The organism is Halorubrum amylolyticum, assembly GCF_004114995.1.
Taxonomy (GTDB): domain Archaea; phylum Halobacteriota; class Halobacteria; order Halobacteriales; family Haloferacaceae; genus Halorubrum; species Halorubrum amylolyticum.
Genome location: NZ_SDJP01000003.1, coordinates 124,856 through 148,589, shown reverse-complemented (window position 1 = coordinate 148,589; position 23,734 = coordinate 124,856). Strand labels below are relative to the sequence as shown.

General features: G+C 71.6%; 21 protein-coding genes and 2 pseudogenes. 15 read left to right on the top strand and 8 right to left on the bottom strand.

Features of this window, described 5'->3' with window-relative positions; genetic code table 11:
- Positions 1-26: 26 nt before the first annotated feature.
- Positions 27-188, top strand: a complete 162-nt coding sequence (locus ESO89_RS18425; RefSeq protein WP_164932741.1) for a DUF7331 family protein — start codon at positions 27-29, stop codon at positions 186-188.
- 47 nt (positions 189-235) lie between these two features.
- On the opposite strand, the gene ESO89_RS04660 is transcribed toward ESO89_RS18425, so the two are convergent.
- Positions 236-709 carry a DUF7124 domain-containing protein gene (locus ESO89_RS04660; RefSeq protein ID WP_128904512.1) on the bottom strand — a complete coding sequence of 158 codons (474 nt, stop codon included), beginning with the start codon at positions 707-709 and terminating at the stop codon, positions 236-238.
- A 127-nt stretch (positions 710-836) separates the two neighbouring features.
- Between ESO89_RS04660 and ESO89_RS04655 the strand changes: the two genes are divergently transcribed.
- Complete coding sequence (locus ESO89_RS04655; RefSeq protein ID WP_128904511.1) at positions 837-1,664, top strand: BtpA/SgcQ family protein; 828 nt, start codon at positions 837-839, stop codon at positions 1,662-1,664.
- Between the two features lie 29 nt (positions 1,665-1,693).
- Here ESO89_RS04655 and ESO89_RS04650 read toward each other — a convergent pair whose 3' ends face one another.
- Both ESO89_RS04650 and ESO89_RS04645 read right to left on the bottom strand, forming a co-directional pair.
- Positions 1,694-2,713 (bottom strand): carbohydrate kinase family protein, encoded by a 1,020-nt coding sequence (locus tag ESO89_RS04650; RefSeq protein ID WP_128904510.1) that lies wholly within the window; start codon positions 2,711-2,713, stop codon positions 1,694-1,696.
- A gap of 30 nt (positions 2,714-2,743) precedes the next feature.
- Positions 2,744-3,304 carry a nucleoside deaminase gene (locus ESO89_RS04645; protein ID WP_128904509.1) on the bottom strand — a complete coding sequence of 187 codons (561 nt, stop codon included), beginning with the start codon at positions 3,302-3,304 and terminating at the stop codon, positions 2,744-2,746.
- Between the two features lie 82 nt (positions 3,305-3,386).
- Here ESO89_RS04645 and ESO89_RS04640 point away from each other — a divergent pair, with 82 nt between their 5' ends.
- The 3 genes and pseudogenes from ESO89_RS04640 (at position 3,387) to ESO89_RS04630 (ending at position 7,647) form a co-directional block, all read left to right on the top strand.
- On the top strand, positions 3,387-4,292 hold the full coding sequence (locus ESO89_RS04640) for a CehA/McbA family metallohydrolase (RefSeq protein ID WP_128904508.1): 906 nt from the start codon (positions 3,387-3,389) through the stop codon (positions 4,290-4,292).
- A 72-nt stretch (positions 4,293-4,364) separates the two neighbouring features.
- Positions 4,365-5,660: a molybdopterin molybdotransferase MoeA gene (locus ESO89_RS04635; protein WP_128904507.1), complete on the top strand. Its 1,296-nt coding sequence runs from the start codon at positions 4,365-4,367 to the stop codon at positions 5,658-5,660.
- Positions 5,657-7,647, top strand: a pseudogene (locus ESO89_RS04630) (molybdopterin biosynthesis protein). Before ESO89_RS04635 ends, ESO89_RS04630 begins: the two are co-directional and overlap by 4 nt.
- Here ESO89_RS04630 and ESO89_RS04625 read toward each other — a convergent pair.
- From ESO89_RS04625 to ESO89_RS04615, 3 genes are all read right to left on the bottom strand, one after another.
- The gene (locus ESO89_RS04625) at positions 7,617-8,078 is read right to left on the bottom strand and encodes a PaaI family thioesterase (protein ID WP_128904506.1); all 462 of its coding nucleotides are present in this window, start codon (positions 8,076-8,078) and stop codon (positions 7,617-7,619) included. The pseudogene ESO89_RS04630 and the gene ESO89_RS04625 sit on opposite strands and share 31 nt — an antisense overlap.
- Before the next feature lie 245 nt (positions 8,079-8,323).
- Positions 8,324-9,211: a hypothetical protein gene (locus ESO89_RS04620; RefSeq protein ID WP_128904505.1), complete on the bottom strand. Its 888-nt coding sequence runs from the start codon at positions 9,209-9,211 to the stop codon at positions 8,324-8,326.
- An 87-nt stretch (positions 9,212-9,298) separates the two neighbouring features.
- Positions 9,299-10,978, bottom strand: coding sequence for a sensor histidine kinase (locus ESO89_RS04615; protein WP_128904504.1), 1,680 nt, complete (start codon positions 10,976-10,978; stop codon positions 9,299-9,301).
- Between the two features lie 128 nt (positions 10,979-11,106).
- On the opposite strand from ESO89_RS04615, the gene ESO89_RS04610 reads away from it, so the two are divergent.
- The 8 genes from ESO89_RS04610 (at position 11,107) to tgtA (ending at position 18,467) form a co-directional block, all read left to right on the top strand.
- The gene (locus ESO89_RS04610) at positions 11,107-11,820 is read left to right on the top strand and encodes a lipoate--protein ligase family protein (protein WP_128904503.1); all 714 of its coding nucleotides are present in this window, start codon (positions 11,107-11,109) and stop codon (positions 11,818-11,820) included.
- A gap of 94 nt (positions 11,821-11,914) precedes the next feature.
- Entirely contained in the window at positions 11,915-12,313 is a 399-nt protein-coding gene (locus ESO89_RS04605; protein ID WP_128904502.1) for a 30S ribosomal protein S6e, read from the top strand.
- Positions 12,314-12,325: 12 nt separating this feature from the next.
- A complete protein-coding gene (locus ESO89_RS04600) occupies positions 12,326-12,793 on the top strand; it encodes a DUF7112 family protein (protein WP_128904501.1) in 468 nt (155 codons plus the stop codon).
- Between the two features lie 84 nt (positions 12,794-12,877).
- A complete protein-coding gene (gene ahbB / locus ESO89_RS04595; RefSeq protein ID WP_128904500.1) occupies positions 12,878-13,963 on the top strand; it encodes a siroheme decarboxylase subunit beta in 1,086 nt (361 codons plus the stop codon).
- A gap of 31 nt (positions 13,964-13,994) precedes the next feature.
- Complete coding sequence (locus tag ESO89_RS04590; protein ID WP_128904616.1) at positions 13,995-14,672, top strand: precorrin-2 dehydrogenase/sirohydrochlorin ferrochelatase family protein; 678 nt, start codon at positions 13,995-13,997, stop codon at positions 14,670-14,672.
- On the top strand, positions 14,669-15,997 hold the full coding sequence (gene hemA, locus ESO89_RS04585) for a glutamyl-tRNA reductase (protein ID WP_128904499.1): 1,329 nt from the start codon (positions 14,669-14,671) through the stop codon (positions 15,995-15,997). Before ESO89_RS04590 ends, hemA begins: the two co-directional genes overlap by 4 nt.
- 67 nt (positions 15,998-16,064) lie before the next feature.
- Entirely contained in the window at positions 16,065-16,847 is a 783-nt protein-coding gene (locus ESO89_RS04580) for a Nif3-like dinuclear metal center hexameric protein (RefSeq protein WP_128904498.1), read from the top strand.
- Positions 16,848-16,949: 102 nt separating this feature from the next.
- Positions 16,950-18,467: a tRNA guanosine(15) transglycosylase TgtA gene (gene tgtA / locus ESO89_RS04575; RefSeq protein ID WP_128904497.1), complete on the top strand. Its 1,518-nt coding sequence runs from the start codon at positions 16,950-16,952 to the stop codon at positions 18,465-18,467.
- Positions 18,468-18,489: 22 nt separating this feature from the next.
- Here the strand turns inward: tgtA and ESO89_RS18865 are convergent.
- Positions 18,490-18,612 (bottom strand): annotated as a pseudogene (locus ESO89_RS18865) (pyridoxamine 5'-phosphate oxidase family protein); the annotation flags it as partial.
- A 99-nt stretch (positions 18,613-18,711) separates the two neighbouring features.
- Here ESO89_RS18865 and ESO89_RS04565 point away from each other — a divergent pair.
- The gene (locus ESO89_RS04565; RefSeq protein WP_128904496.1) at positions 18,712-20,109 is read left to right on the top strand and encodes an ATP-binding protein; all 1,398 of its coding nucleotides are present in this window, start codon (positions 18,712-18,714) and stop codon (positions 20,107-20,109) included.
- A 38-nt stretch (positions 20,110-20,147) separates the two neighbouring features.
- Here the strand turns inward: ESO89_RS04565 and ESO89_RS04560 are convergent, their stop codons facing one another.
- A complete protein-coding gene (locus ESO89_RS04560) occupies positions 20,148-21,323 on the bottom strand; it encodes a sensor histidine kinase (RefSeq protein ID WP_128904495.1) in 1,176 nt (391 codons plus the stop codon).
- A gap of 156 nt (positions 21,324-21,479) precedes the next feature.
- On the opposite strand from ESO89_RS04560, the gene arcS reads away from it, so the two are divergent.
- Entirely contained in the window at positions 21,480-23,282 is a 1,803-nt protein-coding gene (arcS, locus tag ESO89_RS04555; RefSeq protein ID WP_128904494.1) for an archaeosine synthase subunit alpha, read from the top strand.
- Positions 23,283-23,734 lie beyond the last annotated feature (452 nt).

The window sequence follows — 23,734 nt, the reverse complement described above, 5'->3', positions numbered from 1 at the left end:
CCCACCGCACCCCTGACGGTCTGGTAATGACAGCTGGGGACCGGATCGAACGCGAGGTCGAGGAGCCGTCGGACGCGCGCCCGACGGTCGAGGCGAGCCGCTGCTCGCCCGACCGCACAGTCTTCACCGAGGAGGGGAACACGGACGCGTGGATCGCGACCGATCTGACCGTCGAACTGGAACGATAGCGAGCCGCCGTTCTCCGGCCTTCTCTCGCCGCGTTGTCGCCGACCGCTCAACCGAGTCGCTCCGTCACCGACCGCCACAGCCGACTGACGAGTCCCGACTCGCTCGACGCGCGCTCGGGGTCAGAGAGATCCCATCCCGCCTTCTCCGCCGCCTCGTCGATCGGCCGGTACTCGAAGCCGACGTGGGTCGCGACGCGCCGGTTCGCGGCCGACGTGCCGACGAACACCGCCCGCGGGGCGTCGCTCTCCTCGTAGATGTCGCCGAGCGTCCCCCACTTGTCCCAGTTCCGGAGCGCGTAGTCGTTCTCGATCCCGGCCTCGCCGACGAACCGCTCGACCGCGTCCGCGTCGTTGGCGACGACGCCGACGTGGCGGCTCCACTCGCGCGCGTCCGCGGCCGCCGCTTCGGGGTCCGCGAGCCGTCGGGCGGCGCCCAGCGAGAACACGAGCGTCACCTCGCCGGTGCGGTCGGCGGGATCGGTGGTGTCGGCGTCGTCGGTCGCGTCGACATCGATACCCATCTCTCTGGCGTCCGTTCGCGTCCGAGCGGGTAAACGGTGGGGGAGAAAGGGCGACCGCGTGGCGCGAGCGGACGGGCCATTCCCGTGTGGTGAGACTTATCCGCGGGGCGGGCGTTCGGTCGGTATCATGGAGTTCGAGACGACCTTCGGCACGGACGCGCCGGTGATCGGCATGGTACACCTTCCGCCCCTCCCGGGGGCGCCGAAGGCGCCGGACGACGGCGCGGCCGCGATGCGAGACGCGCTCGACCGCGCCGCCGCCGACGCCCGCGCGCTCGACCGCGGCGGCGTCGACGGGATCATGGTCGAGAACTTCGGTGACGCTCCCTTCTACCCTGACGACGCGCCGAAGCACGTCGTCGCGAGCGTCACCCGGGCGGCGACGGTGATCGCCGCTGCGACCGACCTCCCGCTCGGGATCAACGTCCTCCGCAACGACGCGGAGGCGGCCCTGTCGGTCGCCGCCGCGGTCGGCGCCGCCTACGTCAGGGTGAACGTCCACACCGGCGCGCGAGTGACGGACCAGGGCGTCGTGCAGGGGACGGCCCACGAGACGATCCGGCTCCGCGACCGGCTCGGCGTCGACGTGGGCGTGTTCGCCGACACGGACGTGAAACACTCCGTGCCGCTCTCCGCCGGGGGAAACGCCGCGGAGTCGTTCGTCGACACCGCCGAGCGCGGGCTCGCCGACGCCGTGATCGCCTCGGGACGCGGCACGGGCGAGGCGATGGAGCCGGAAGCGCTCGACGCGGTCGTCGCCGACCGCGACGCGCACGGGCTCGACACGCCGGTCCTCGTCGGGAGCGGCGTCCGCGCCGACACGATCGGCGACGTGCTCTCGGTCGCCGACGGCGCGATCGTCGGCACCGCGCTCAAGGAGGGCGGCGAGACGACCGCCCCGGTCGACGCCGACCGAGTTGCAGAGGTCGTCGCCCGGGCGGACGAGGTCCGGTGAAAAGTCGGTGACTGCGGCTCGGCGAGCGGTCAGAACCCGCGGTCCGCGAGGAACGTCTCCGCCTCGTCCCGGGTCGGGAGCCCCGGCTGCGCGAACCGGGAGGTGCAGTTGATCGCGGCGACCGCGGCCGCGAACCGAACCCCGTCGGCGACGCCGGCGCGCTCACCGCGAGAGTCCTCGTCGCCACCGTTGCCCCCGGCTATCCACCGGTCGATCAGCCCCGCGACGAACGAGTCGCCGGCGCCGGTCGCGTCGACCACGTCGACCTCGAACGCGTCGAACTCGGTGACCGCGCCGTCGGCGACGACCGTCATCCCGTCGGCGCCGTGGGTGAGGACCGCGCGGGGCCAGCCGTCGCCGGTCAGCGGGGGCCGACCGACCGCCTCCCGCGCGCGCTGGGCGGCCGCGACCCGGTCCACCGCCGCGTCCGGGCCGCCGAAGAAGGCCGCGGCCGCCACGTCGTCGGCGACGAACAGGTCCGCGGCGTGGAGCAGCCGATGGACCGTCTCCGGCTCGGTCCCCCGCCCGACGAGCTCCTCGACCGAGCCGGAGAGGTCGAACGCGAGCGCGGGCGGGTCGGCGGCCGACGCGACCGCGTCGAGCACCGCCCGCGAGACCGCATCGGGCGTGTACCCGGTGAGGAAGACGGTCTCGGCCGCGGCGAGCGCCTCGCGGTCCGCCTCGTCCAACCGGAGGCGGCGGAAGCTCTCGCCCGCGGTGACGATGGCGCGCTCACCGTCGGGGTCGCTGAGGATCACCGACCGCGTCGAGGGGTCGTCCCCGACCGAGACGCGCGAGTCGTCGATGCCGGTGTCCGCGAGGTACTCGCGCGCTCGGTCGCCGTACTCGTCGTCGCCGATGCGGCTCACGAGCCCGACATCGCACCCGAGTCGGTCGAGCGCGACGGAGACGTTGGCGCCGACGCCGCCGAACGCTGTCGTCACCTCGCTCGCGAACGCCCCGCCGTCCGGCTCGGGGAGGTTGCTGACGGCGTACCACTCGTCTATCGCCGCGGCGCCGACCGCGAGGATCGGGGGCGCCCCGGTCATGGGCGCGGCGACCCTCCTCGCCGGCTCACGCTACGCGTCACCGTACACCGACTCGTGGAGCTCCATCGCGGCCGCCTCGGCGATCGGTCCCTCGACCGTCGTGTCGCTCTCGGCCCGGCGGATCACCTCGGCGCAGGGGATCGTCACCGCGTCGCCGGTGAGCGCGTCGAGCGTCTCGCCGGCGACGCCGAAGACGACCCGGCCGATCCCGGCGTAGTGGATTCCGGCCGCGCACATCGGGCACGGCTCGGTACTGGCGTACATCGTGCAGCGGGCGCGCTCGTCGGCGTCGAGCTCGCGGCCCGCCCACCGCGCGAGGGTCAGCTCCGGGTGCGCTGCGATATCGTCCTCGATCAGCGTCTCGTTGTGGCCCTCTGCGACGATCTCGCCGTCGAGGACGAGCAGGGCGCCGAACGGGGTGTTCCCCATCTCGACGGCCTCCTCGGCGAGCTCGATCGCGCGATCGACGTACTCGCGGTCGGTCTGATCGGGTTCGTCGCCCTCGGTCGGGGCGGCGTCGCCATCGGTCGAATCGTCGTGGCCCGCCGCGTCGGTGTCGCCCGCCGCGTCGTCGTCTCCCGGATCGCTCATACTCCCGTGTTCGCCCGCGGGTACCTAACCCTTCGTCTGGCGCGGCGGTCGCGTTTATATGTCTCCCGGCGCTACCCCAGCCGTGTCCCGCGTCACCGTCAGCATCGATCCCCACGTCCACTCGGACGACAGCTACGACGGCCACGAGCCGGTGGAACTCATCTTGGAACACGCCGCGGAGATCGGGCTCGACGCGGTGGTGATCACCGACCACGACGTGATCGGCGAGTCGAAGCGCGCGGCGGCGATCGCCGCCGAGTACGGGCTGATCGGCATCCCCGGCGTCGAGGTGTCGACCGCGCACGGCCACTTGCTCGCGATCGGCGTCGAGCGCATGCCGCCGCGCCGGCGCCCCTACGACGAGACGGTCGCGTGGATCCACGAGCACGGAGGCGTCGCGATCGTTCCACACCCCTTCCAGCGGTCGCGCCACGGCGTCCGCGAGCGGAACATCCCCGTGCCGGACTCGGCGGACCGAGTAGGGGAGGCGACCGCCGAGAGCGACGGCGGCGGTGCGGCCGCCGAGGCTGCTGAGGCCGCCGGAGTCCCCGAGGTCGACGCGATCGAGGTGTTCAACGCGTGGCTGTTCACCGGCTACCGCAACCGCCGCGCGCGGCGGTTCGCGGCCAAGTACGGCTATCCGGGGATCGCCGCGAGCGACGCGCACCACCTTGAGTACGTCGGCCGCGCGTTCACCGAGGTCGAGATCGAGGGGCGCGAGTCCAGCGGCGCGGTCACGGCGGACGACGTGCTCGACGCGATCCGGAACGGGACTACGCGGGTCGACGGCCGCCGCGCGCCGATCCGGATGGCGGCGAAACACTACGTCGGCGCGGCCGGCCGCAAGTCGGGGTACTACGCGCGGACCGGCGCGGCCCGGAGCACGACCGCCGCGCGCCGAGCGGTCGCCGAAGTCGTCTCCACCCTTCGGGTCGCCGTCTCGCAGGGCGCGCACCGCGCCGCACGCGTCCTCTCGTGGGTGACCTGACGGTTCCCGACCGGCGAACGACTGTCTCGCCCCGGAGACGGGTTTTTGCTTGCGGGCGCGAAACGGCAGGCCATGAGCCACGACAGACGCGAGGCCGGCTTCAAGCGGCGGACCCGCGTCGCGGACGCGCTGGCGACGCTGCTCGACGCGGCCGACACCCACGGCCGGACCGAGTCGGCGCCGCTCGCCGACGCGGACGGGCGAGTCGTCGCCGAGCCGATCGACAGCCCGGCGCCGGTCCCGAGCTACGACCGCGCGGCGATGGACGGGTACGCGGTCCGCGCCGAGGACACCTTCGGCGCGTCCGACCGGTCGCCGGCGGTGCTCCGCGCGGTCGGCACCGAGTCCGACTCGATCGCGCCGGACGAGGCCGCGCGGGTTCACACCGGGAGCGCGGTCCCCGACGGGGCCGACGCGGTCGTGATGATCGAGCAGGTCGAGACCGTGGGCGGCGGGAGCGGACAGAGCGGCGAGGTCGAGGCGTTCGACGCGGTCGCCGAGGGCGAGAACGTCGGCGAGGCGGGCGAGGACGTGGCGGACGGCCAGCGCCTCTTCGAGGCCGGCCACGTCCTCCGGCCCTCGGATCTCGGACTCCTGAAGTCGGTCGGGCTCGACGCGGTCCCCGTCTACGAGCGCCCGACCGTCGCCGTGATCCCGACGGGCGAGGAGCTGGTCCAGTCCGACCCCGATCCGGGCGAGGTGATCGAGACGAACGGCCTCACCGTCTCGCGGTTGGTCGAGCGGTGGGGCGGCGAGGCACGCTACCGCGACGTGGTCACCGACGACGAGGACGCGCTGGCGTCGGCGATCGAGGGCGACCTCGACGCCGACGTCGTCGTCACCACCGGGGGGTCCTCGGTCGGCGAGCGCGACCTGCTCCCGGAAGTCGTCGATTCGCTCGGCGAGGTGCTCGTCCACGGCGTCGCCCTGAAGCCGGGCCATCCGGTGTGTCTCGGCGTCGCCGGCGACACCCCGGTCGTCTCGCTGCCCGGCTATCCGGTCGCCTGCATCGTCAACGCCGCGCAGTTCCTCCGGCCGCTCCAGAAGCACGTGGGAGGAACGACCGCGGACCCGTTCCCGACGCGGCGCGCGAGGCTCGTCCGGAAGGTCCCGAGCGAGCCCGGGACGCGGACGTTCGCGCGCGTGTCGCTCTCGGAGGGGACCGGCGGCGAGGCCGCGGGCGACGAGGATGCTGAGGGCGACGGGGACGACTCGGGCCTCCCCGCTGCCACGCCGACCCGCGCCAGCGGCTCGGGCATCCTCTCCAGCGTCGCGCTCGCCGACGGCTGGGTCGTCGTCCCCGAGCCGCGGGAGGGGCTGGACACGGGCGAGGTCGCCGACGTGGAGCTGTGGGAGGCGAACCGATGAGCGACCGGAAGGAGTTCCGCGACCTCGCGACGCCCGAGGCCGCCCGCGAGGCGATCGACTCGCTCGACCTCTCGCCGGCGCCGGAGACGGTCCCGCTGGCGGACGCCCGCGGGCGGGTCCTCTCGGAGCGGATCGACGCCGCCATCGACGTGCCGGGGTTCGACCGCGCCTCGATGGACGGGTACGCGGTCCGCGCCCGCGACACCTTCGGCGCCGACGAGGCCGACCCGGCCGAGCTCGACTTCGTCGGCGCGGTCCACGCGGGCGCGACGCCGGACGTGACCGTCGAGCCCGGGACCTGCGCCGAGATCTCCACGGGCGCCGTGATGCCGGACGGCGCAGACGCCGTGGTGATGGTCGAGCGAACGGACGAGCTGGGCGGGGAGGGCGGAGACCGGAACGCCGAGGGGAGCGAGCCCGACCGGATCGCGGTCCGAACCGCGGTCGCGCCGGGCGACCACGTGATGAGCGCGGGCGCGGACATCGCCGCCGGCGCCCGCGCGCTCGGTCCGGGGACGCGACTGACCCCCCGCGAGATCGGACTGCTCTCGGCGCTCGGCGTCGACGAGGTGCCGGTCAGAGGGAGACCGCGGGTCGGGATCGTCTCCACCGGCGACGAGCTGGTGCGGCCCGGCGAGCAGCTCGACCCCTCGCGCGGCGAGATCTACGACGTGAACTCGACGACGATCGCGGCCGGCGTCGAGGAGGCGGGCGGCGAGCCCGTCCTCTACCCGCACGCCGGCGACGACTACGACGAGATGGAGCGACTGCTCCGGCGCGCCGCCGACGAGTGCGACCTCGTGCTCTCGTCGGGGTCGACCTCGGCGAGCGCGGTCGACGTGATCTACCGCGTGATCGAGGAGCGCGGCGACCTCCTGCTCCACGGCGTCGCGGTCAAGCCCGGCAAGCCGATGCTGATCGGGCGACTCGACCGCCGCGAAGGCGCGGACGCGCCGGGTCCCTCGGCGTACGTCGGCCTCCCCGGCTACCCCGTCTCCGCGCTCACGATCTTCCGGACGTTCGTCGCGCCCGCGATCCGCGAGGCGGCCGGGCAGCCGGAGCCCGCGACGGCGACCGTCGAGGGACGAATGGCCGTCGGCGAGCGCTACGGCGAGGGCCGCATGCGGCTGATGCCGGTCGGGCTGCTCGACCTGAACGACCGCGACCTCCCGCTCGTCTACCCGGTCGACAAGGGGTCGGGCGCGACGACGAGCCTCGTCGAGGCCGACGGCGTCGTTCCGGTCGACCCGGACACCGAGTATCTCGACCGGGACGAGCGCGTCGCGGTCCAGCTGTTCTCGCCCGACGTGCGCCCGCCGACACTGCTCGGTGTCGGCGAAGACGACCCGGCGCTCAACCGCCTGCTCGACCGCCTCGAAACCCCCCGTTACCTCCCGGTCGGCTCCCGCGAGGGGCTCCGCCGGCTCCGCGACGACGTGCCCGACGTGGCGGTCGTCGCGGGGCCGGCCGACCGCGAGGTCGACGCCGTCGACCTCGGCGGGTGGACCCGCGAGTGGGGGCTGGTCGTCCCCGCGGGCAACCCTGACGACGTGACGGGGCTCGCCGACCTCGTCGACGGTGACCCGCGGTTCGTCAACCGACCGACCGACTCGGGGCTCCGTCGGAGCCTCGACGACGCGCTCGACGACCTCGCGGTCGACCGCGACGCGTCGCGCGGCGAACTCGCCGACCGGATCGACGGCTACGAGCTGACCGTCCGCGCGTTCGAGAGCCCGGTCAGGACGGTGCTCGCCGGCGACGCCGACGCCGGGGTCGGGCTCCGGGAGACGGCGGAGCGGCTCGGCTGCGGGTTCGTCTCGCTAGGTGAGCAGTCCGTCTCCGTCCGCGCCGCGCCCGATCGCGTCGAGCGCGAGGCGGTCGCGGAACTCGCGGACGCGCTGAGCGAGATCGACGACCTCCTCGCCGATCTGGCGGGTTACTCGCCAACCTAGCGGGCTACTCGCGGAACAGCCGGAACGACCCCTGACCGACGACGACCTCGGCGGCGTCGCCGTTCGTCGAACTGGTGACCGTCATGTCGCTGACGCCGATCGAGCCGCCGGACCTGACGACCGTCGCCTCCGCCCGGAGGTCGCCGGTCGCCGGCCGGAGGTAGTTCGCGTTGAGGTTCACCGTCGCGACTCCACCCGAGAGCGGGTCCTCGAAGGCGGTGCGCTGGGCGATCCCGCCCGCGGTGTCGACGAGCGTCGCCGCCACGCCTCCGTGGATGGTGCCGCCGTCGCTGTTCGTCAGCTTGTCGTCGAACGGGATCGAGAGGACGACCCGGCCGCGCTCGACGACGTCGACCGACGTGTTCAGCCACGAGAGGTAGCCGTGCTCCTCCTCGATCCGCCGCTCGACGAGCTCGACCGCCGCCGCCGACAGCGGCTCCATCGCCTCGACCTCGCTCCGGTCCATACTCCACCGTCGGCGTCCCCCCGCTTGTAGCCCTCGGAACTCGCGACAACGGCAGCGAGGTTGGGAGCGGTCGCGGCGAGACGAGAACGCCCCACCCGACGCCTTATCCGCGATCACGCGTCATCCGCCCCGTGACCTGACGCGTCGCCCGCGGCGACCGAGGCGGGAGCCCGGCGCACCGCCGCGGCGGAGCGTTCGCGCCGGCTGTCCGCCAGTTCACCCGCCAGCCACCGGTGTGTCCGAGCTCACCCCACGCCGAGCCGGATCGGATCGTCGCTCGGGGCGAGCGCGAGCGAGACGGTCTCGCCGAGTTCGAACCGTCTGTCCGGACAGACGAGCTTCGCCCCGAACCCGCCGTCTCTGGCCGCGAACAGCGACAGCCCCACCGCCCGCTTGCCGTTCGCGAGTACGTCGACCGGCTCCCACGCGACGCCTCGCCCCCGTGCGACGCCGACGCGGGTTCCCCACAGCGACACCGCCGTCCCGTCCGCGAGCGCGTCGAACGCCCCGCCGCCCGCGTAGTGCGCCAGCCCGCCGTCGAGGGGGGTCCCGCCGTCGCTCGCGAGCGCCGCGAACCGCCGGCCGGGGTCCGGGTGGGTCGGCGCATCGAGGACGACGTGCGTCGGGCCGCGCTCGACGACTACACCGGTCCCGTCCCACCTTACCGGCTCGACCGGCACGTCGACGTCGACCGGGAGCGACCCGCTCGCCCGGAGCGCGTTCGCGCCCGGCGGTCTGAACCCGAGGTGGACGTGGTCGTCGACCCACCGCCCGAAGAAACCGGAGCGCGTCAGCGGGCCGAGCGCGTCCCCGACCGCGACGCGGTCGCCCGGCGACACCGCCGGGACCACGTGGAGGATCCGCGCGAGCGTTCCGGGCGCCGCGCCCGCGCGCCGACACCAGTCGTCGTCGAGTTCGACGACGATCAGGTGGTCCTCGTCGGCGGCGTACGGGCGGTCCGGACAGCCGACGGTCCGCGTCTCGCGGACGATGCCGGCGACCGGCGAGACCCCCGTTTCGCCGTCCGGATAGAGGTCGATCGCGCGCCCGTCGTCGTGCGCCGGATACGGAGAGTTGAACCGCGAGAACCGTCGGTAACGCTCGATCACCGCGGGCGGAAGCGTGACGGCCATCGGATCGTCTCGTGGGGCTCGACGGGCAAGTGGGCGTCGGAGCCGGCCATCGCGGTCGGTTCCTGAGACGACCCCTCACGCGTCGGATCAGTCGTCAGCGGCCTCGATCCCCGAGATCTCGAAGCGCGCGCCGCCGGTCCACGACTCCTCGACGGAGAACTCCCACCCGTGGGCCTCGGCGATGTCGCCCACGATCGCGAGTCCGAGTCCCGTCCCGCCGCCGAGGGAGACGCCGCGCTCGGTCACCTGCGAGCGCTGGTCCGGCGGCACGCCGGGGCCGTCGTCGGCGACCGCGAGCGCGACGCCGTCCTCTCGGCGCTCGATCGTGACCCGCACCACCACGTCGTCGCCGGCGTGTTCGATCGCGTTGCGGAACAGGTTCGAGAGGAGCTGTTCGAGCCGGTCGCCGTCGGCGAATGCGGGCACGTCCGGCCCCTCGACCGACAGCGTCGCGTCCGCGGTTTCGAGCCGCGACCAGACCCGTCTGGCGGTCCCGTCGAGCGAGACGCGGTCGACCTCGTCGACCGACTTCCCGGCGGTCGCCAGCGACAGCAGCCCCTCGATCAGGTCGTCCATCCGCTCGTGGGCGTTCGCGGCGCGGCCGAGTGCGTCCACGCTGTCCCCGTCGCCGCTGCGAGCGAGTTCCACCGCCGCGGTCGCGGCCGCGAGCGGGTTCCGGAGGTCGTGGGAGACGACGCCGGCGAAGTCCTCCAGACGTTCGTTTTGCCGCTCCAACTCGGCCTCGCGGCGCTCCAGCTCGGTCTGTCGCCGCTCGCGTTCGGTGACGTCACGGAGCAGGAAGACGTGTCCGCGGTCGGTCCCGCGGGGGTCCGTGATCGGGTCCTCTTGGATGTCGAACTGCCGCCCGCCGATCGATATCGGGTGTTCCACGCCGACCTCCAAGCGCGGGAACACGTCCGACAGCGACGACTCGACCGCGTCCGGCGGAAGGAGCTCCTCCGCCGCCGGGTTGAGGTCCCGTATCCGACCGTCGGAGCCCGCGACGATCACGGGGTCCTGCATCACCTCGACGGCCGTGTCGCGCGCGACGACGGCGGCGTCGAGCGTCCCGAGCCAGAAAACGGTCCCGTACAGGAAGACGCCGTGGACCACGAGCCCCGTCGGGAACCACGCGAGGTGGGCGTAGCTCCCCACGTCGACGACGGTGACGATCCCGCCCAAAAACGGAAACAGCGTTCCGAGCAGGATCACGAACGTCTGGAGTCGGTAGCGGTTCCCGGTCCGGCGGTACAGATCGACGACGACGAGGACGCCGGCGACACACAGCGCGTAGGCGTACAACACGAACGCGGCGTCCGCGAGCCCGAGCCCGAACGAGAGCAACGTGAACGGTCCGTCGGCGACGGCCGTCAGCCCGCGGCGCGAGAGTTCGTGCGTCCCGCTCGACCACGCGGTCAACACCCAGACGAACGCCGGGGCCGCGAGCGCGACGGTCCGGTTCTCCGTGCGCCACCGGTCGTGGCCCGAGAACGCCAGCACGAACGCCATCCAGACGCCGGGGACCGCGGCGACGAGCGGGGTCGAGAGGTTGAGCGCGACGACCATCGCCAGTTCGCTCGCGCTGGCGACCCTGACGGCGTACAGGAGCGAGACGGCGCCGCCACAGAACAGGTAGAGCGCGACCTCGGTGCCGCCCGGCTCGTCGCGGTCGACCCACGCGACGCGGCCGAGCCAGATCCCGATGACCCCGGCGAGGAGGCAGGCTGCGAGATACGCCTGCACCGGCAGCGCGCCGAGGTCGCTCATCGTTACCTGACACAGTCAGAGGGCCGGCAAAACCTTTGTGTCACGCGCTCGCGACCGCACCCGAACGCGGACGACGCACGTCCGACGCGCGTCGCAAACGGCTTGTCCGGCCGCTCCCTCTCGTCGGTATGCGCGTGCTCAGAGGTCGCAGTCCTCGCCCCGCGGCGGACCGAGAGCACACCGCGGCGCTGCTCGCGGACGCGAGCGACGGGACGCCGGGGCTCCGGGTGTGGACGCCGCCCCGGCAGGTCGCGTTCGGTCGCCGCGACGCGCGCGAACCGGGCTTCGAGCGAGCGAAGCGGCTCGCCGCAGACCGGGGGTACGAGCCGGTCGAGCGCGACGTGGGAGGCCGGGCCGTCGCGTATCCGGGCCGCACGCTCGCGTTCGCGCACGCGATCCCGCTCTGCGACGGTCGAAGTGTCGAGTCGATCGCGGACCGATACGAGCGCGCGACGGAGGTGCTTCTCGGAGCGTTGCGGAGCCTCGGCGCCGACGTGTCGTCCGGCGAACCGCCCGAGTCGTTCTGCCCCGGCGACCACTCGGTCCGCGCCGCGGGCAGCGGCAAGATCGCGGGGATAGCCCAACGGGTTCGGGGCGACGCCGCGCTCGTGGCGGGCTGTCTGGTCGTCGCTCCGGGCGACGCGCGCCAGATCGCAGACACCACGGCGGCGGTGTACGACGCGCTCGGCGTTCCGTTCGATCCGGACACGGTGGGAAGCGTCGCGGACGCGGGCGGTCCCGAGAGTCCGAAACGCGCCGCTCGGGCGCTGGAGGACGCGTTCGTCGACGGACTGTGGGGCGACGGCGACCCGCGGGTCGACCGGATCGATCGCGGCGACTGAGCGGCGATCGACGCCTGCGACACAGTCCACTGGTCGATCGCGGCCGGATCGCGGTTTCGACGTGCTTTTTATTCGCGGGGGTCTCGGTTCGCCCATGGCCGAATTCAAAGTCGTCATCGCCGACCCCGACGCCGGCGAGACGTTCCAGCGAGAGGTCGACGGACAGGACGCAAACCGGTTCCTCGGTCGCGAGATCGGCGACGAGATCGGCGGCGACGCCGTCGGGCTCTCCGAGCACACGATCGCGATCACCGGCGGCTCGGACGAGACCGGGCGACCGATGCGCGAGGACGTTTCCGGCACCCGCCTGAAAGAGCTGCTCTTGGAGGGCGGCGTCGGCTTCGACCCGTCCCGCGAGGGCGAGCGCAAGCGCGTCACCGTCCGCGGCCGCGAAATCGACGACGACGTGGCCCAGATCAACGTCTCGGTCGTTGACGGCGACGACGTCGCCGCCGCGTTCGGCGAGGACGACGGCGACGCCGACGAGGAGTAACGCCCCGTTTCGATGCCCCGCGTCCCCTCCGACGACGAGGGCGTCGCTTCGCTCCGCGTTTCGCTCGCCCGGAGCGGCGGCACTCGCCGCCCCTGCGTCCGGCTCCCGAACGACGACGAGCTCGACGGTCGCGTCGAGTCCGGGACCTGCGAGTCGCTGTCGCTCGCCGCGGGCGACGTCGTTCGCGTCGCCATCGACCGCGAGGAGCACCACGCGCCGGTGCGGAGCGACGGCGAGGGACGGCTCGTCCGCGGCGCGTTCGACAACCGGCGGCTCGCGCGCGAGCCCGGCGAGGGGGCGAACCGCCTCGCCGAGTGGCTCGACGAGAACGACCGCGAGCCGGGCGACGTGATCGTCCTCGACGTCGTCGTTCCCGGCGAGCAGTACGGCCTCCGGATCCCCGGCGAGCGGGCGGTGTACGAGGCGACCCGCGGCCCCCGGTCGTCGCTGTCGGACATCGCTCGGGACCTCGACGGCTGAGTCCGGACAGGTCGTCGCGACCCGTGTTCTCACCAGGCGACACGGGCCGGATCGCTTATTCTCGCCCGGGTCCGATCCCGGCGTATGCAAGAGGTCGACGCGGATCTGACGGCGCTCGACCGCGGGATCATAAACGCCTTCCAGGGCGGGTTCCCGGTGACCGAGAGCCCCTTCGAACCGGCCGCGGCCGCGCTCCGCGAGCGCGGGATCGACGTGACCGGCCCGGAGCTGTGCGAGCGCGTGCGCGAGCTCGACGAGGAGGGAATCCTCTCGCGGTTCGGGGCGCTCGTCAACGCCGAGGAGATCGGCGGGGCGGCGTCGCTCGTAGCCATGCACGCGCCGGAGGACCGGTACGAGGAGACCGCGGAGACGGTCAACGAGTTCACCGCGGTGGCGCACAACTACGAGCGGGAGCACCCGCACCTCAACATGTGGTTCGTCGTGAGCGTCGCCGACCACCCGGACCCGGACAAGGACGGGAGCGATCGGGTCGACGAGGTGCTCGCGGAGATCGAGGCCGCGACGGGTCAAGAGACGTACAACCTCCCGAAGGTCCGCGAGTTCCACGTCGGCGCGAAGTTCCTCGTCGACGGGCCGGTCCCCGACGGCGTGGTCGACTGTTCCGATCTCGGTCCCGCCGTCTCGCCGAGCGACCGGTCGACGCTCACCCCCGACGAGCGCGACCTCGTCGTCGAAATTCAGGGTGGACTCCCGATCACCGAGACGCCGTACGCCGACGTGGCGGCCGCGATCGGCGCCGACACCGACTGGGTGATCGAGACGATAAAACGGTTCGACGCGGAGGGGAAGGTGCGCCGCGTCGGCGTCATCCCGAACCACTACGCGCTCGGGTACACCGAGAACGGGATGACCGTCTGGGACGTGCCCGAAAAGGCCCTCGATGAGGTCGGACCGGCGGTCGCGGGGCTCGACTTCGTCACCCACTGCTACCAGCGCCCGCGACACGCGGGCGTCTGGGAGTACAACTTCTTCGCGATGACGCACGGGCGGACGGAGGCCGAGAGCGAGCGTCGGATCGCGGAGGTGAAGGAGCTGATGGACGAGCACTGGGAGGTCGGCGAGAACGACTGGGACACGCTGTTCTCGACCCGAATCCTGAAGAAGACGGGGATTCGCATCGCCGACCGCGCCGACAGCAACACCGCGTGACCCGCCGGAGCGCGATATCACGGTGGCACGCGTGATCCCGCTGTACCACGACTTCGACGGCGAGACCGTGCTGGTGTTCGGCGGCGGCGCCGTCGGGTCGCGGAAGGCGTCTCGGTTCGCCGACGAGGCGCGGGTCGTCGTCGTGAGCCCCGCGTTCGCCGACCGGCTGGCCGACCTCGCCGAGGGGGATTCCGAGTCGGTGGAACTCGTCCGCGCCGCGCCGGACGCCGACGCCGTCGGAGACTGGGTCGGCCGCGTCGACCCCGCGCTCGTCGTCGCCGCCACGGACGACGCGGCGGTCAACGCGGCTGCCGAGGCGGCCGCGCTCGACGCCGGCGCGCTCGTCAACCGGACCGACGTGTCGGCCGCGGACCGCTCGGGGGGCCGAGGGGCGCGGAGCGTCGTCGTCCCGGCGACGGTCGAGGATGACCCGGTCAGGGTGGCGCTCTCGACCGGGGGCGCGAGCCCGGCGCTCGCGAAGGCGCTCCGCGAGCGGATCGAGGCGGAGATCGACGGCGCCGGCGCGATGGCGGAGCTGTCGGGGACGCTCCGCGCGGAGCTCAAAGACCGGGGCGTCGAGCCCGAGAAGCGCCGGGAAGCGATTCGCCGCGTCGTGCGATCCGAGGGGGTTTGGAAGGCTTTACAAAAGGGGGATACCTACGGTCGGCAAGAGGCGGATTCCGTGATCGAGGAGGTACTCACCAGATGAAGGAGACGGGCGCTATCACGGGCGTGAGCGTCGCCCACTCCCGCGCGACGGTCGACGAGATCGAGGCCGCGGGCGGCGACGGCGTCCGCGCCACCGTCTCGGACCTGCTCGCGCGCGACGGAGTGGAGGAGGCGTTCGCGCTCCAGACCTGCAACCGCTCTGAGGCGTACGTCGTCACCGACCGGACCGTCGACGGCTCGGTCGCGCTGGAGTCGTTCGCCCCCGAGGTCCGCGGCGGCGCGGTCCACCGGCTCGACCACGAGGAGAGCTTGGAACACCTGATGCGGGTCGCCTCCGGGCTCGACTCGCTCGTGCTCGGCGAGGACCAGATTATCGGGCAGCTCCGCGAGGCGTACGAGGAGTCGAAGTCCGCGGGCGGCATCGGCCCGGTGCTGAAAGACGGGGTGACGAAGGCGCTCCACGTCGGCGAGCGCGCGCGGAACGAGACGTCGATCAACGAAGGGGTCGTCTCGCTCGGGTCGGCCGCGGTGCGGCTGGCCGCCACCGAGATCGACCTCACCGACGGCTCCGCCGTGGTGGTCGGCGCCGGCGAGATGGGGACGCTCGCGGCCCGGACGCTCGACGACACCCCGGTCTCGGAGATCGTCGTGGCGAACCGGACGGTGCCGAACGCGGCGTTCGTCGCCGAGGAGGTCGACACTCCCGCGGAGGCGGTGCCGCTCGCCGACCTCCCGGCCGTGCTCCCCGACGCCGACCTCGTGATCGCGGCGACCGGCAGCCCGGACCCGGTCGTTCGGCCGGAGAACGTGACCGGTGCCGACCGGCTCGTCTGTATCGACATCGCGCAGCCGCGGGACGTGGACCCCGCGCTCGCCGACCGCGAGGGACTCTCGCTGTACGATATCGACGCCTTGGAGGACGTGACGCGTCGGACGCGCGAGAGCCGCGAGGCCGAGGCGCGGGAGGTCGAGGCGATCATCGACGAGGAGCTCGACCGCATCTTGGAGGCGTACAAGCGCAAGCGCGCCGACGATGCCATCTCGGCGATGTACGCCGGCGCCGACCGCGTGAAGGCCCGCGAGGTCGACCGCGCGGTCTCGAAGCTCGAAGCGCAGGGGGAGCTGACCGACGCGCAGCGCGAGACCGTCGAGGACTTGGCGGACGCGCTGGTCGGCCAGCTGCTCGCCGCTCCGACCCGGTCGCTTCGCGACGCGGCCGGCGAGGACGACTGGGAGACGATCCGCACCGCGCTCCGGCTGTTCGATCCCGAGTTCGACACGCTTCCGTCGCGGCCCGGCGGCGAGGGGAGCGCCTCGGAGTTCGACGCGCGCCCCGACTCCATCGCCGAGGAGCTCGACGACTGATCGGCCCGCGCTCGGTGCGTGTCCCGGGTCCGCCGCGCTTTACTCCGCTCGCACGGTACCCGTCGGTATGGAGCGCTCCGAGTACGTGCGACGGCTCGACGACAGGGTCGACACGGCCGCGTACGCCGACGTCGACGCCAGCGCGAACGGGTTACAGGTGGGATCGGATCGAGGAGCGGTCGAGCGCGTCGCCTTCGCGGTCGACGCCGCGGACGCGACGATCGAGGCCGCGGCTGACGCGGACGCCGACCTCCTCGTCGTCCATCACGGGATCTCGTGGGGCGGGATCGACCGCGTCACGGGCCGGACCTACGACCGGGTCGCGGCGCTCGCGGACCGCGACCTCTCCTTATACGTCTCCCATCTCCCGCTCGACGGCCACCCGGACCTCGGCAACGCCGCCGGCGTCGCGGCGGAGTTGGACCTCGGCGAGCGGGAGCCGTTCGGCGAGGTCGGACCGGTCACGATCGGGACGATCGGCGAGACGGACGCGCCGCGGTCGGCCGCGTCGATCCGCGAGACGCTCGACGGGTTCGAGGGGCAGCCGGATAGTGAGGGCGAGGCGTCCCCGACACAGGTCATCGACTTCGGTCCCGACGAAATCGAACGCGTCGCGGTCGTCACCGGCTCCGGGACCGACTGGCTCGACGAGGCGGTCGAGGCGGGCGCCGACGCGCTGGTCACGGGCGAGGGGAAGGGGCAGGCCTACCACGACGCGCGCGAGGCCGGGGTCACCGTCTTCCTCGCCGGCCACTACGCGACCGAGACGTTCGGGGTTCGGTCGCTACAGGCGCTGACCGAGGAGTGGGGGCTAGAGACGACGTACGTGAGCCACCCGACCGAGCTCTGAATCGGGGCACCTCGCGGCCGCGGCTCGCCGCCGAGGGCGACGCCGGTCCGCCCCGTCGCCCCCGAACGCAACCCTTACCGCCCGCGTCCTCACACTCGGGGTATGCGCGATCACTTCGAGATCCGGGACCACGACGCCGCCGGGCGGATCGGGCGGCTGGAGGTCCCCCGCGCCGGGGTGACCGTCGAGACGCCGGCGCTTCTCCCGGTCGTCAACCCCAACGTTCTCACGGTCGAGCCGCGGCGGCTTGCCGAGGAGTTCGGCGCGGAGATGCTGATCACCAACTCCTACATCATCCGGAGCACCGACCGGATCCGCCACCGCGTACTGGAGGAGGGGCTCCACGAGTTCCTCGGGTTCGACGGCGCGATCATGACCGACTCCGGCTCCTTCCAGCTCGCCGAGTACGGCGACATCGACGTGACCACCGAGGAGATAATCGAGTTCCAGCGGGCGATCGGCAGCGACGTGGCGACCCCGGTCGACGTGCCCACGCCGCCGGACGTCGACCGCGAGCGCGCCGAGCGCGAGCTTGCGACGACCCGACAGGCGCTCGCCGACGCGGAGGCCGCGGAGACGGGCGAGATGCTCGTCAACGCCCCCGTGCAGGGGTCGACGTTCCCCGACCTCCGCGAGGAGGCGGGGAGCCACGCGAGCGCGACCGACTTGGACGTGTTCCCCGTCGGCGCGATGGTGCCGCTCCTGAACTCCTACCGCTACGCCGAGGTCGTCGAGGCGGTGCGCGCCGCGAAGCGCGGGCTCGACCCCGATGCCCCGGTCCACCTGTTCGGCGCGGGCCACCCGATGATGCTCGCGCTGGCGGTCGCCGCCGGCTGCGACCTGTTCGACTCGGCCGCCTACGCGCTGATGGCGCGCGACGGCCGGTACCTGACGGTCTCGGGGACCGAACACCTCGAGGAGATGGAGTACTTCCCCTGCTCGTGTCCCGTCTGCGCCGAGCACACGCCCGCGGAGCTCCGGGAGATGGAGGGGAGCGACGGGGGCGGTGGGAACGGCGCCGGCGCGGACCGGTCCGCGGCGGAGCTCCTCGCCGAGCACAACCTCCACGTCACCTTCGAGGAGCTGCGGCGCGTGAAGGCCGCGATCCGGTCCGGGAACCTCCTCCAGCTCGTCGACCGGCGCGCCCGCGGCCACCCCGCGATGCTCGACGGGCTCCGGACCCTCCTCGACCACGCCGACGAGCTTGAGGAGACCGACCCGGTGTCGAAGGACGCGTTCTTCTACACCTCCCACGAGTCGGCTCGCCGGCCCGAGGTCCGCCGGCATCACGACCGGCTCTCGCGGCTCGCGGTCCCCGATCGGCTCCTCCTCACCGAGTCGGACGCGCCCTCGAACCACGACTACGACGCGGTGTGGCGCGTGAAACCCCCGTTCGGCCCCTTCCCGCGGGCGCTCTCCGAGACGTACCCGCTCACCGCGGAAGTCCCCGAGCGGGTCGACGGCGCGGCGCAGGTCGCGGCCGCCGAGGGCGTCGCGAGCCTCGCCGGCGCCAACCCGGACACCGCGATCACCCTCGGCCACGACGACTGGGCGCCGCGCGCGCTCGACGCGGTGCCAGACGGGATCGAGACGGAGAACCTACGGCACCTCGGTCGCTGAGAACGGGAGAGCGGGATCGGCGTTCCTCCTGCCCCATCTGCTCCGTGTCGTCCCACGAGTGGAGCCGATCCGGTTCGATCCGCACCCGGATCTCCTCGCGCTCCGGCCGGAGGAGGCGGTCGGCGGTCGGGTTGTCGACGCCGCCGGACCGCAGTCGACAAATCGGATATAGTAAAAACACGATTAGTAAAATCTAGATTAAGATAATGCGTAGATTTATTCTGGCAAAACACAATGTGCGAGTATGGTCGTATCGTCGTTCGTGAATCGACGGGAAGAGCTCAACACCCTTTGCTCAGGGTTTGCAAGTGGCTCCTCAGATCTTATCGTCGTGTATGGCCGCCGGCGGCTCGGGAAGAGCGCACTCGTTCGAAAGGCGATCGAAGACCGAGACGACGCCGTGTACTGGCAGGCAACCGAAGAAACGTCCGACGTACAGCTCGCCGATTTCGTGGATACCGCCAGTGAGACGTACCCGCTCTTGGAAGACATTCAACGTGATTGGGAGGCTCTCCTTCGGGCACTCGGCCGTGAGAACGCGATTGTCGTACTGGATGAGTTTCCGTATCTGATCGAATCGGATGACGCTCTCCCATCGAAATTTCAGCGTGTGTGGGATCTACACTTAAAAGAGACCGAGATGACGCTCGTTCTCGTCGGATCGTCGATCTCCGTTATGGAAGAGAAAGTGTTGGAAGGCGGCAGCCCACTGTACGGTCGCCGGACGGCCACGATCGACTTGCCACCGCTTACGCTCACTGACGCACAAGAACTGCTTCCCGTTGCTGAGCCGGACGAAATCATCCAATCGTGGGGAGTGTTCGGTGGGACTCCATACTACCTGCAGGCGTTGGAACGGGACACCTCGCTTTCAGAGAACATCCAATCGCTGATTCTCTCCGAGCATGGCGTCCTCCACAACGAACCGGAGTTCTTGCTTCGGACGGAATTCGGAATCCGTGAGCCCCAGACGTACTACACGATTCTCAGAGCGATTGCGACCGGCAAACGCAAAGCCAACGAGATCGCATCGTTCGCGGGAGTAGACTCGAACTCGCTCGGGTCTTACCTCTCGAAGCTTCGGCGATTGAGGCTCGTCGAACGCGATATTCCCGTGACTGCCAATCCGAACGCGACGCGCAAGAGTCGATATCGACTGAAGGAACCGCTCTTCCGGTTCTGGTTCCGGTACGTGTATGGACAAAGCGGGACACTCGCTCAACTCGGACGTAAGGCATTCGAAGAAGTCGTCGAGCCGACGTTCACGGAGTACATGGGTGCAATGTTCGAACAAGCGTGTCAGAACGCGCTTCCGGAGTTGATACCGAAGACCTATCGCGGGATCGGCTACTGGTGGCACCGACAGCACGAACTCGATGTCGTTGGCCTCGCAAGTGACGGAACACTCGTCGCGGGTGAGTGTAAGTACACGACCCGAGAAATGCACGAAGGCGATCTCGCTGACCTTGAGCGAAGCGCCGATCAGGTGGAGTGGACACCGCCTGAAGGGAGTTCTCTCACGCACCGTTACTGCTGTTTCTGTCGCTCGGGATTCTCAGAGGGATTGGAACACACAGCTGCGAGGCGAGATGACGTATCGCTCTTCACGCCCGCCGATATCGTCGATCCGGAACCATCCTGAGTATCTTGTTGCTCTGTGACTCCCCTCGTGGGTGGATCTCACGCCGCCGGAATCCCCATCGTCACCGTCGTGCCGGCGTCGTCGTCGCTCGCACTTTCGTCGTCCGCCTGCGTCGTCTCGATCGCTAGCCACCCGTCGAATGCGTCGGCGGTCGCCCGGACGATCCAGAGCCCGAGCCCGCTCGCGTGCTCCAGCTGCGTCTCCGGGTCTCGCCCGGTGATCACGCGGCTCTCCGACTCGTGAATTCCCGGGCCGTCGTCTGCGACGGTGATCTCGATCTCGCCGTCGGTCTCGCGGGCCGACAGCTCGACCGCGCTCGCGCCGTGTTCGGGCGCGTTCGTCGCGAGTTCCTCCACCGCGGTCGCAAGCCGGTCGTCGGCCAGCGCGGCGCAGGGCTCGACGTCGACCTTGGCGGTCTCGGCGCCCGAGTCGCGGGCGGCCTCGGCGGCGTCCTCGATCAGCGGCTCGACCGGGACCGGCTCGCTCTCGTCGGGGCGGCGCTCGAAGGCCGCCTGCAGGCGCTTGGCGTCCTCGGCGAGCCCGCCGATCACCGCGGCGCTCTTCGCCACCGCCTCGGCCGAGTCGCGGAGCTCCGGGTCGTCGACGCCCTCGGCGATGAGCGACGCGTGGCCGCCGAGCACCGTCGTCTCGTTGCGGAGATTGTGTCGGATCATCCGGTTTAACACGGAGACCCGGCGCTGCTCCTTGGCGAGCTGTTGGGCGCGGACCCGGCGGGCGTCGTAAACGCCGATGATCACGTGCGCGACTGCACCGATCGCGAGGACCTTCGCGACGGTGAAGGTTGGTGCGACCATCGGGGTCCCGAGCTGCGCCTGATACCGGATGATCCCGAGCATGATCGCGCCGAGCACGACGATCCCGAAGAGGCTCCAGACGGAGATGCGGACCGCGTTTCGCGTGGTGAACGCGCTGCGGTACAGGAGCCCGCCGACGACCACCAGCGCGACCGAGAGCACGGTCCCGAACACCGAGAGGACGACGCCGATCGGCGGCTCGCCGCCCGAGACCAGCGGCGTCACGTTCGGGATCAGTAAGGCGAACCCCGACAGCGAGACGAACAGGGCGGCGGCCGCGCGGGCGACCCCTCCCTCGGGCTCCTCGGAAACGTGGTCCGGATCGACGACTCCGAGCGTCACGAGTACCTCCGTCAGTCGTCCCCCTCCCGCGTCTCGCGTGTCGTACCGTCCTGCCATCTCCTCCGGGGACGACGGTCCGAGATAAAACGCTTCGCACGCGAGTATCGGACGTGAGGATCGGAGCGCCGAGCTGCGGACCACGCTTCCGTGTCCGGTCTCCCCGCTGCGACCGCGGAACACAAGAGAATTGACCGTCCCCCCGCGAGAGGGAGTATGACCGAGTACTTCGAGGTCCACGAGCGCGACGGCGCCGCCCGCCTCGGTGAGGTCCGGCTCGCCGACCCGGTGACGACGCCGGCGCTCGCGGACCCGTTTCTCACGGACGCCGGCAGCCTCTGGGCCGGCGACCGCGAGGTCCCCGACGGCGACGAGGCGTCGCTCACCGTCCTGCCGCACCGCGCGTTCCCCGCGGGGACCCGCACGGAGGTCCGCGAGTCGTTCGCGGTCGATCACCCCGGCGTCGAGTACCCGTCCGCGGCGGTCGTCGACAGCGAGAGCGCCCGCGACGTGGGCGCCGACGCGTACGTCCTCGCGGACGCCTCCGGGTTCGTCGGCCACGGCGAGGCGTTCCGCGACGCGGTCGTGGCCGCGAAGGAGTCGCTGCCGGCCGACACCGCCCTCACGCTCTCGGGCGTCGCCACGCCCCGGAACGTCGCGCTTCTCGCGTACGCCGGCGTCGACCTCGTGGACGCGACGCTCGCGCGGACGAAGGGGACGCAGGGGATGTACTGCACCGCCGACGCCGAGCACTTCTTGGAAGACCTCGACGAGCTGCCGTGCGCCTGCCCGGCGTGCGCGGGACCCCGAGACGAGTTCACGCGCGCGGACTGCGCCGAACACAACGTCAACGCCCTCCGCGCCGAGCTCCGGCGGGTCCGCGAGCGCATCCGGGCGGGGCGTCTGCGAGATTATATCGAGGGGCAGACCCGCCACGAACAGTGGCTCACGGCGGCGTTCCGCGAGTTCGACGACCAGTGGGGGTACCTCGAACAGCGGACCCCCCTCATGCGCGACGCAGAGGTGGCCGCGGCGAGCGCGGAGACGCTCGACCGCGTCGAGATCCGGCGGTTCGCCGACCGCGTCACGAGCCGGTACCGAAACCGATTCACCGACCAGCCGCTCGTGTTGGTGCCCTGCTCGGCGACGAAGCCGTACAGCGACTCCCAGAGCCACGGCCAGTTCCACGACGCGATCCAGTGGCGCGGCCACACCGTCTCGATGACCTCGCCGATCGGCGTGGTGCCCCAGGAGCTGGAGACGACCTACCCCGCACAGCACTACGACGCGGTCGTCACCGGCGACTGGAGCGAAGACGAGATCGAGTTCGTCGCCGAGGTGCTCCGCCGATATCTCGAGCGGAACGATTACTCCCGCGTCGTCGCGCACGTCCCAGACCACGGCTACCGCGAGATCTGCGAGCGCGTCGAAAGCGACCCCGCGGTCGACGTTCCCTTCGAGTACACCTGCGTCGGCCACCCGACGAGCGACGAGTCGCTCGGAGAGCTGAACGCGACCCTGCAGGGAGAGCCCGCCTACAGCAAGCGGGAGCGCGAGCACAACACGGTCCGGGCGCTCGCCGACTACCTGCTCGGCGGCGGCGCCGGCGACGACCTGTTCGGCGGACCGGGCGAGGCCGACATCCGCACCACCGGGCGCTACCCCAAACTGCAGGTGTGGGGCGACAACCCCGACGCCGGCCGCGAGGGCGAGCCGGGCGAACAGCTCGCGACGATGGTGCCGCAGTACGGCACCCTTTCGTTCACCCTCGCCGGGGCGCGTCGGTGGGTCGAGAGCGACGCCCCCACGAAGCGGGTCGAAATCGACCCGTTCGTCCCGCACGGATCCGTGCTCGCGCCCGGCGTCGTCGACGCGGACGACGACATCCGCGTCGGCGACGAGGTCGTCATCGAGGGGCCGAAGGCGTTCGCGGTCGGCCGCGCCGAGATGTCCGGCCCGGAGATGGTCGAGTCGACGCGAGGCGTCGCCAGCGAGGTCCGGCACGTCGACGAGAAGTAGGGACGAACGCGGCGGGACGGCTATTTATAAACGAATCGCGGTGGCGCGTGCCTCCGAGTGGCCGCCCTCGGCGGCCGCGAGGAGCGTCGCGCGAGGGAGTCGGTGGTCCGGAGCAACGCGGAGGACCACCGACGAGGTTGGGGAGGTGTGAGGCTGCGGTCCCGTGAGCGACCGAAGGGAGCGAGCGGGAGCACGGAAGTCGCAGCCCGCGCAGCGAAGCGAGCAGGACCGTCTTCCGGCGGTGCTGTGCGGTTGGGCGGGACTCAAAGGGGCAGTCGCGCTCGGCGAACCCCAGCGACGCAAGCACCGAGGGAGCGAGCACCGCGAGCGACTGAGGAGCGCAGCGAGCTGTGGGAGCCGAGCGCGGCTGGGGCTTTGGAAGAGTTCACCGTCGGAGTTCCGTTCATGTAGTACGGATCGGCTGGGGCTTTGGCGGTGTCCATCACCGATTC

Bases quoted from the DNA above. Each gene is read 5' to 3' on its own strand.
- ESO89_RS18425 (WP_164932741.1), top strand. From the start codon at position 27: ATGACAGCTGGGGACCGGATCGAACGCGAGGTCGAGGAGCCGTCGGAC.
- ESO89_RS04660 (WP_128904512.1), bottom strand. From the start codon at position 709: ATGGGTATCGATGTCGACGCGACCGACGACGCCGACACCACCGATCCC.
- ESO89_RS04655 (WP_128904511.1), top strand. From the start codon at position 837: ATGGAGTTCGAGACGACCTTCGGCACGGACGCGCCGGTGATCGGCATG.
- ESO89_RS04650 (WP_128904510.1), bottom strand. From the start codon at position 2,713: ATGACCGGGGCGCCCCCGATCCTCGCGGTCGGCGCCGCGGCGATAGAC.
- ESO89_RS04645 (WP_128904509.1), bottom strand. From the start codon at position 3,304: ATGAGCGATCCGGGAGACGACGACGCGGCGGGCGACACCGACGCGGCG.
- ESO89_RS04635 (WP_128904507.1), top strand. From the start codon at position 4,365: ATGAGCCACGACAGACGCGAGGCCGGCTTCAAGCGGCGGACCCGCGTC.
- ESO89_RS04625 (WP_128904506.1), bottom strand. From the start codon at position 8,078: ATGGACCGGAGCGAGGTCGAGGCGATGGAGCCGCTGTCGGCGGCGGCG.
- ESO89_RS04620 (WP_128904505.1), bottom strand. From the start codon at position 9,211: ATGGCCGTCACGCTTCCGCCCGCGGTGATCGAGCGTTACCGACGGTTC.
- ESO89_RS04615 (WP_128904504.1), bottom strand. From the start codon at position 10,978: ATGAGCGACCTCGGCGCGCTGCCGGTGCAGGCGTATCTCGCAGCCTGC.
- ESO89_RS04610 (WP_128904503.1), top strand. From the start codon at position 11,107: ATGCGCGTGCTCAGAGGTCGCAGTCCTCGCCCCGCGGCGGACCGAGAG.
- ESO89_RS04605 (WP_128904502.1), top strand. From the start codon at position 11,915: ATGGCCGAATTCAAAGTCGTCATCGCCGACCCCGACGCCGGCGAGACG.
- ESO89_RS04600 (WP_128904501.1), top strand. From the start codon at position 12,326: ATGCCCCGCGTCCCCTCCGACGACGAGGGCGTCGCTTCGCTCCGCGTT.
- ahbB (WP_128904500.1), top strand. From the start codon at position 12,878: ATGCAAGAGGTCGACGCGGATCTGACGGCGCTCGACCGCGGGATCATA.
- hemA (WP_128904499.1), top strand. From the start codon at position 14,669: ATGAAGGAGACGGGCGCTATCACGGGCGTGAGCGTCGCCCACTCCCGC.
- ESO89_RS04580 (WP_128904498.1), top strand. From the start codon at position 16,065: ATGGAGCGCTCCGAGTACGTGCGACGGCTCGACGACAGGGTCGACACG.
- tgtA (WP_128904497.1), top strand. From the start codon at position 16,950: ATGCGCGATCACTTCGAGATCCGGGACCACGACGCCGCCGGGCGGATC.
- ESO89_RS04565 (WP_128904496.1), top strand. From the start codon at position 18,712: ATGGTCGTATCGTCGTTCGTGAATCGACGGGAAGAGCTCAACACCCTT.
- ESO89_RS04560 (WP_128904495.1), bottom strand. From the start codon at position 21,323: ATGGCAGGACGGTACGACACGCGAGACGCGGGAGGGGGACGACTGACG.
- arcS (WP_128904494.1), top strand. From the start codon at position 21,480: ATGACCGAGTACTTCGAGGTCCACGAGCGCGACGGCGCCGCCCGCCTC.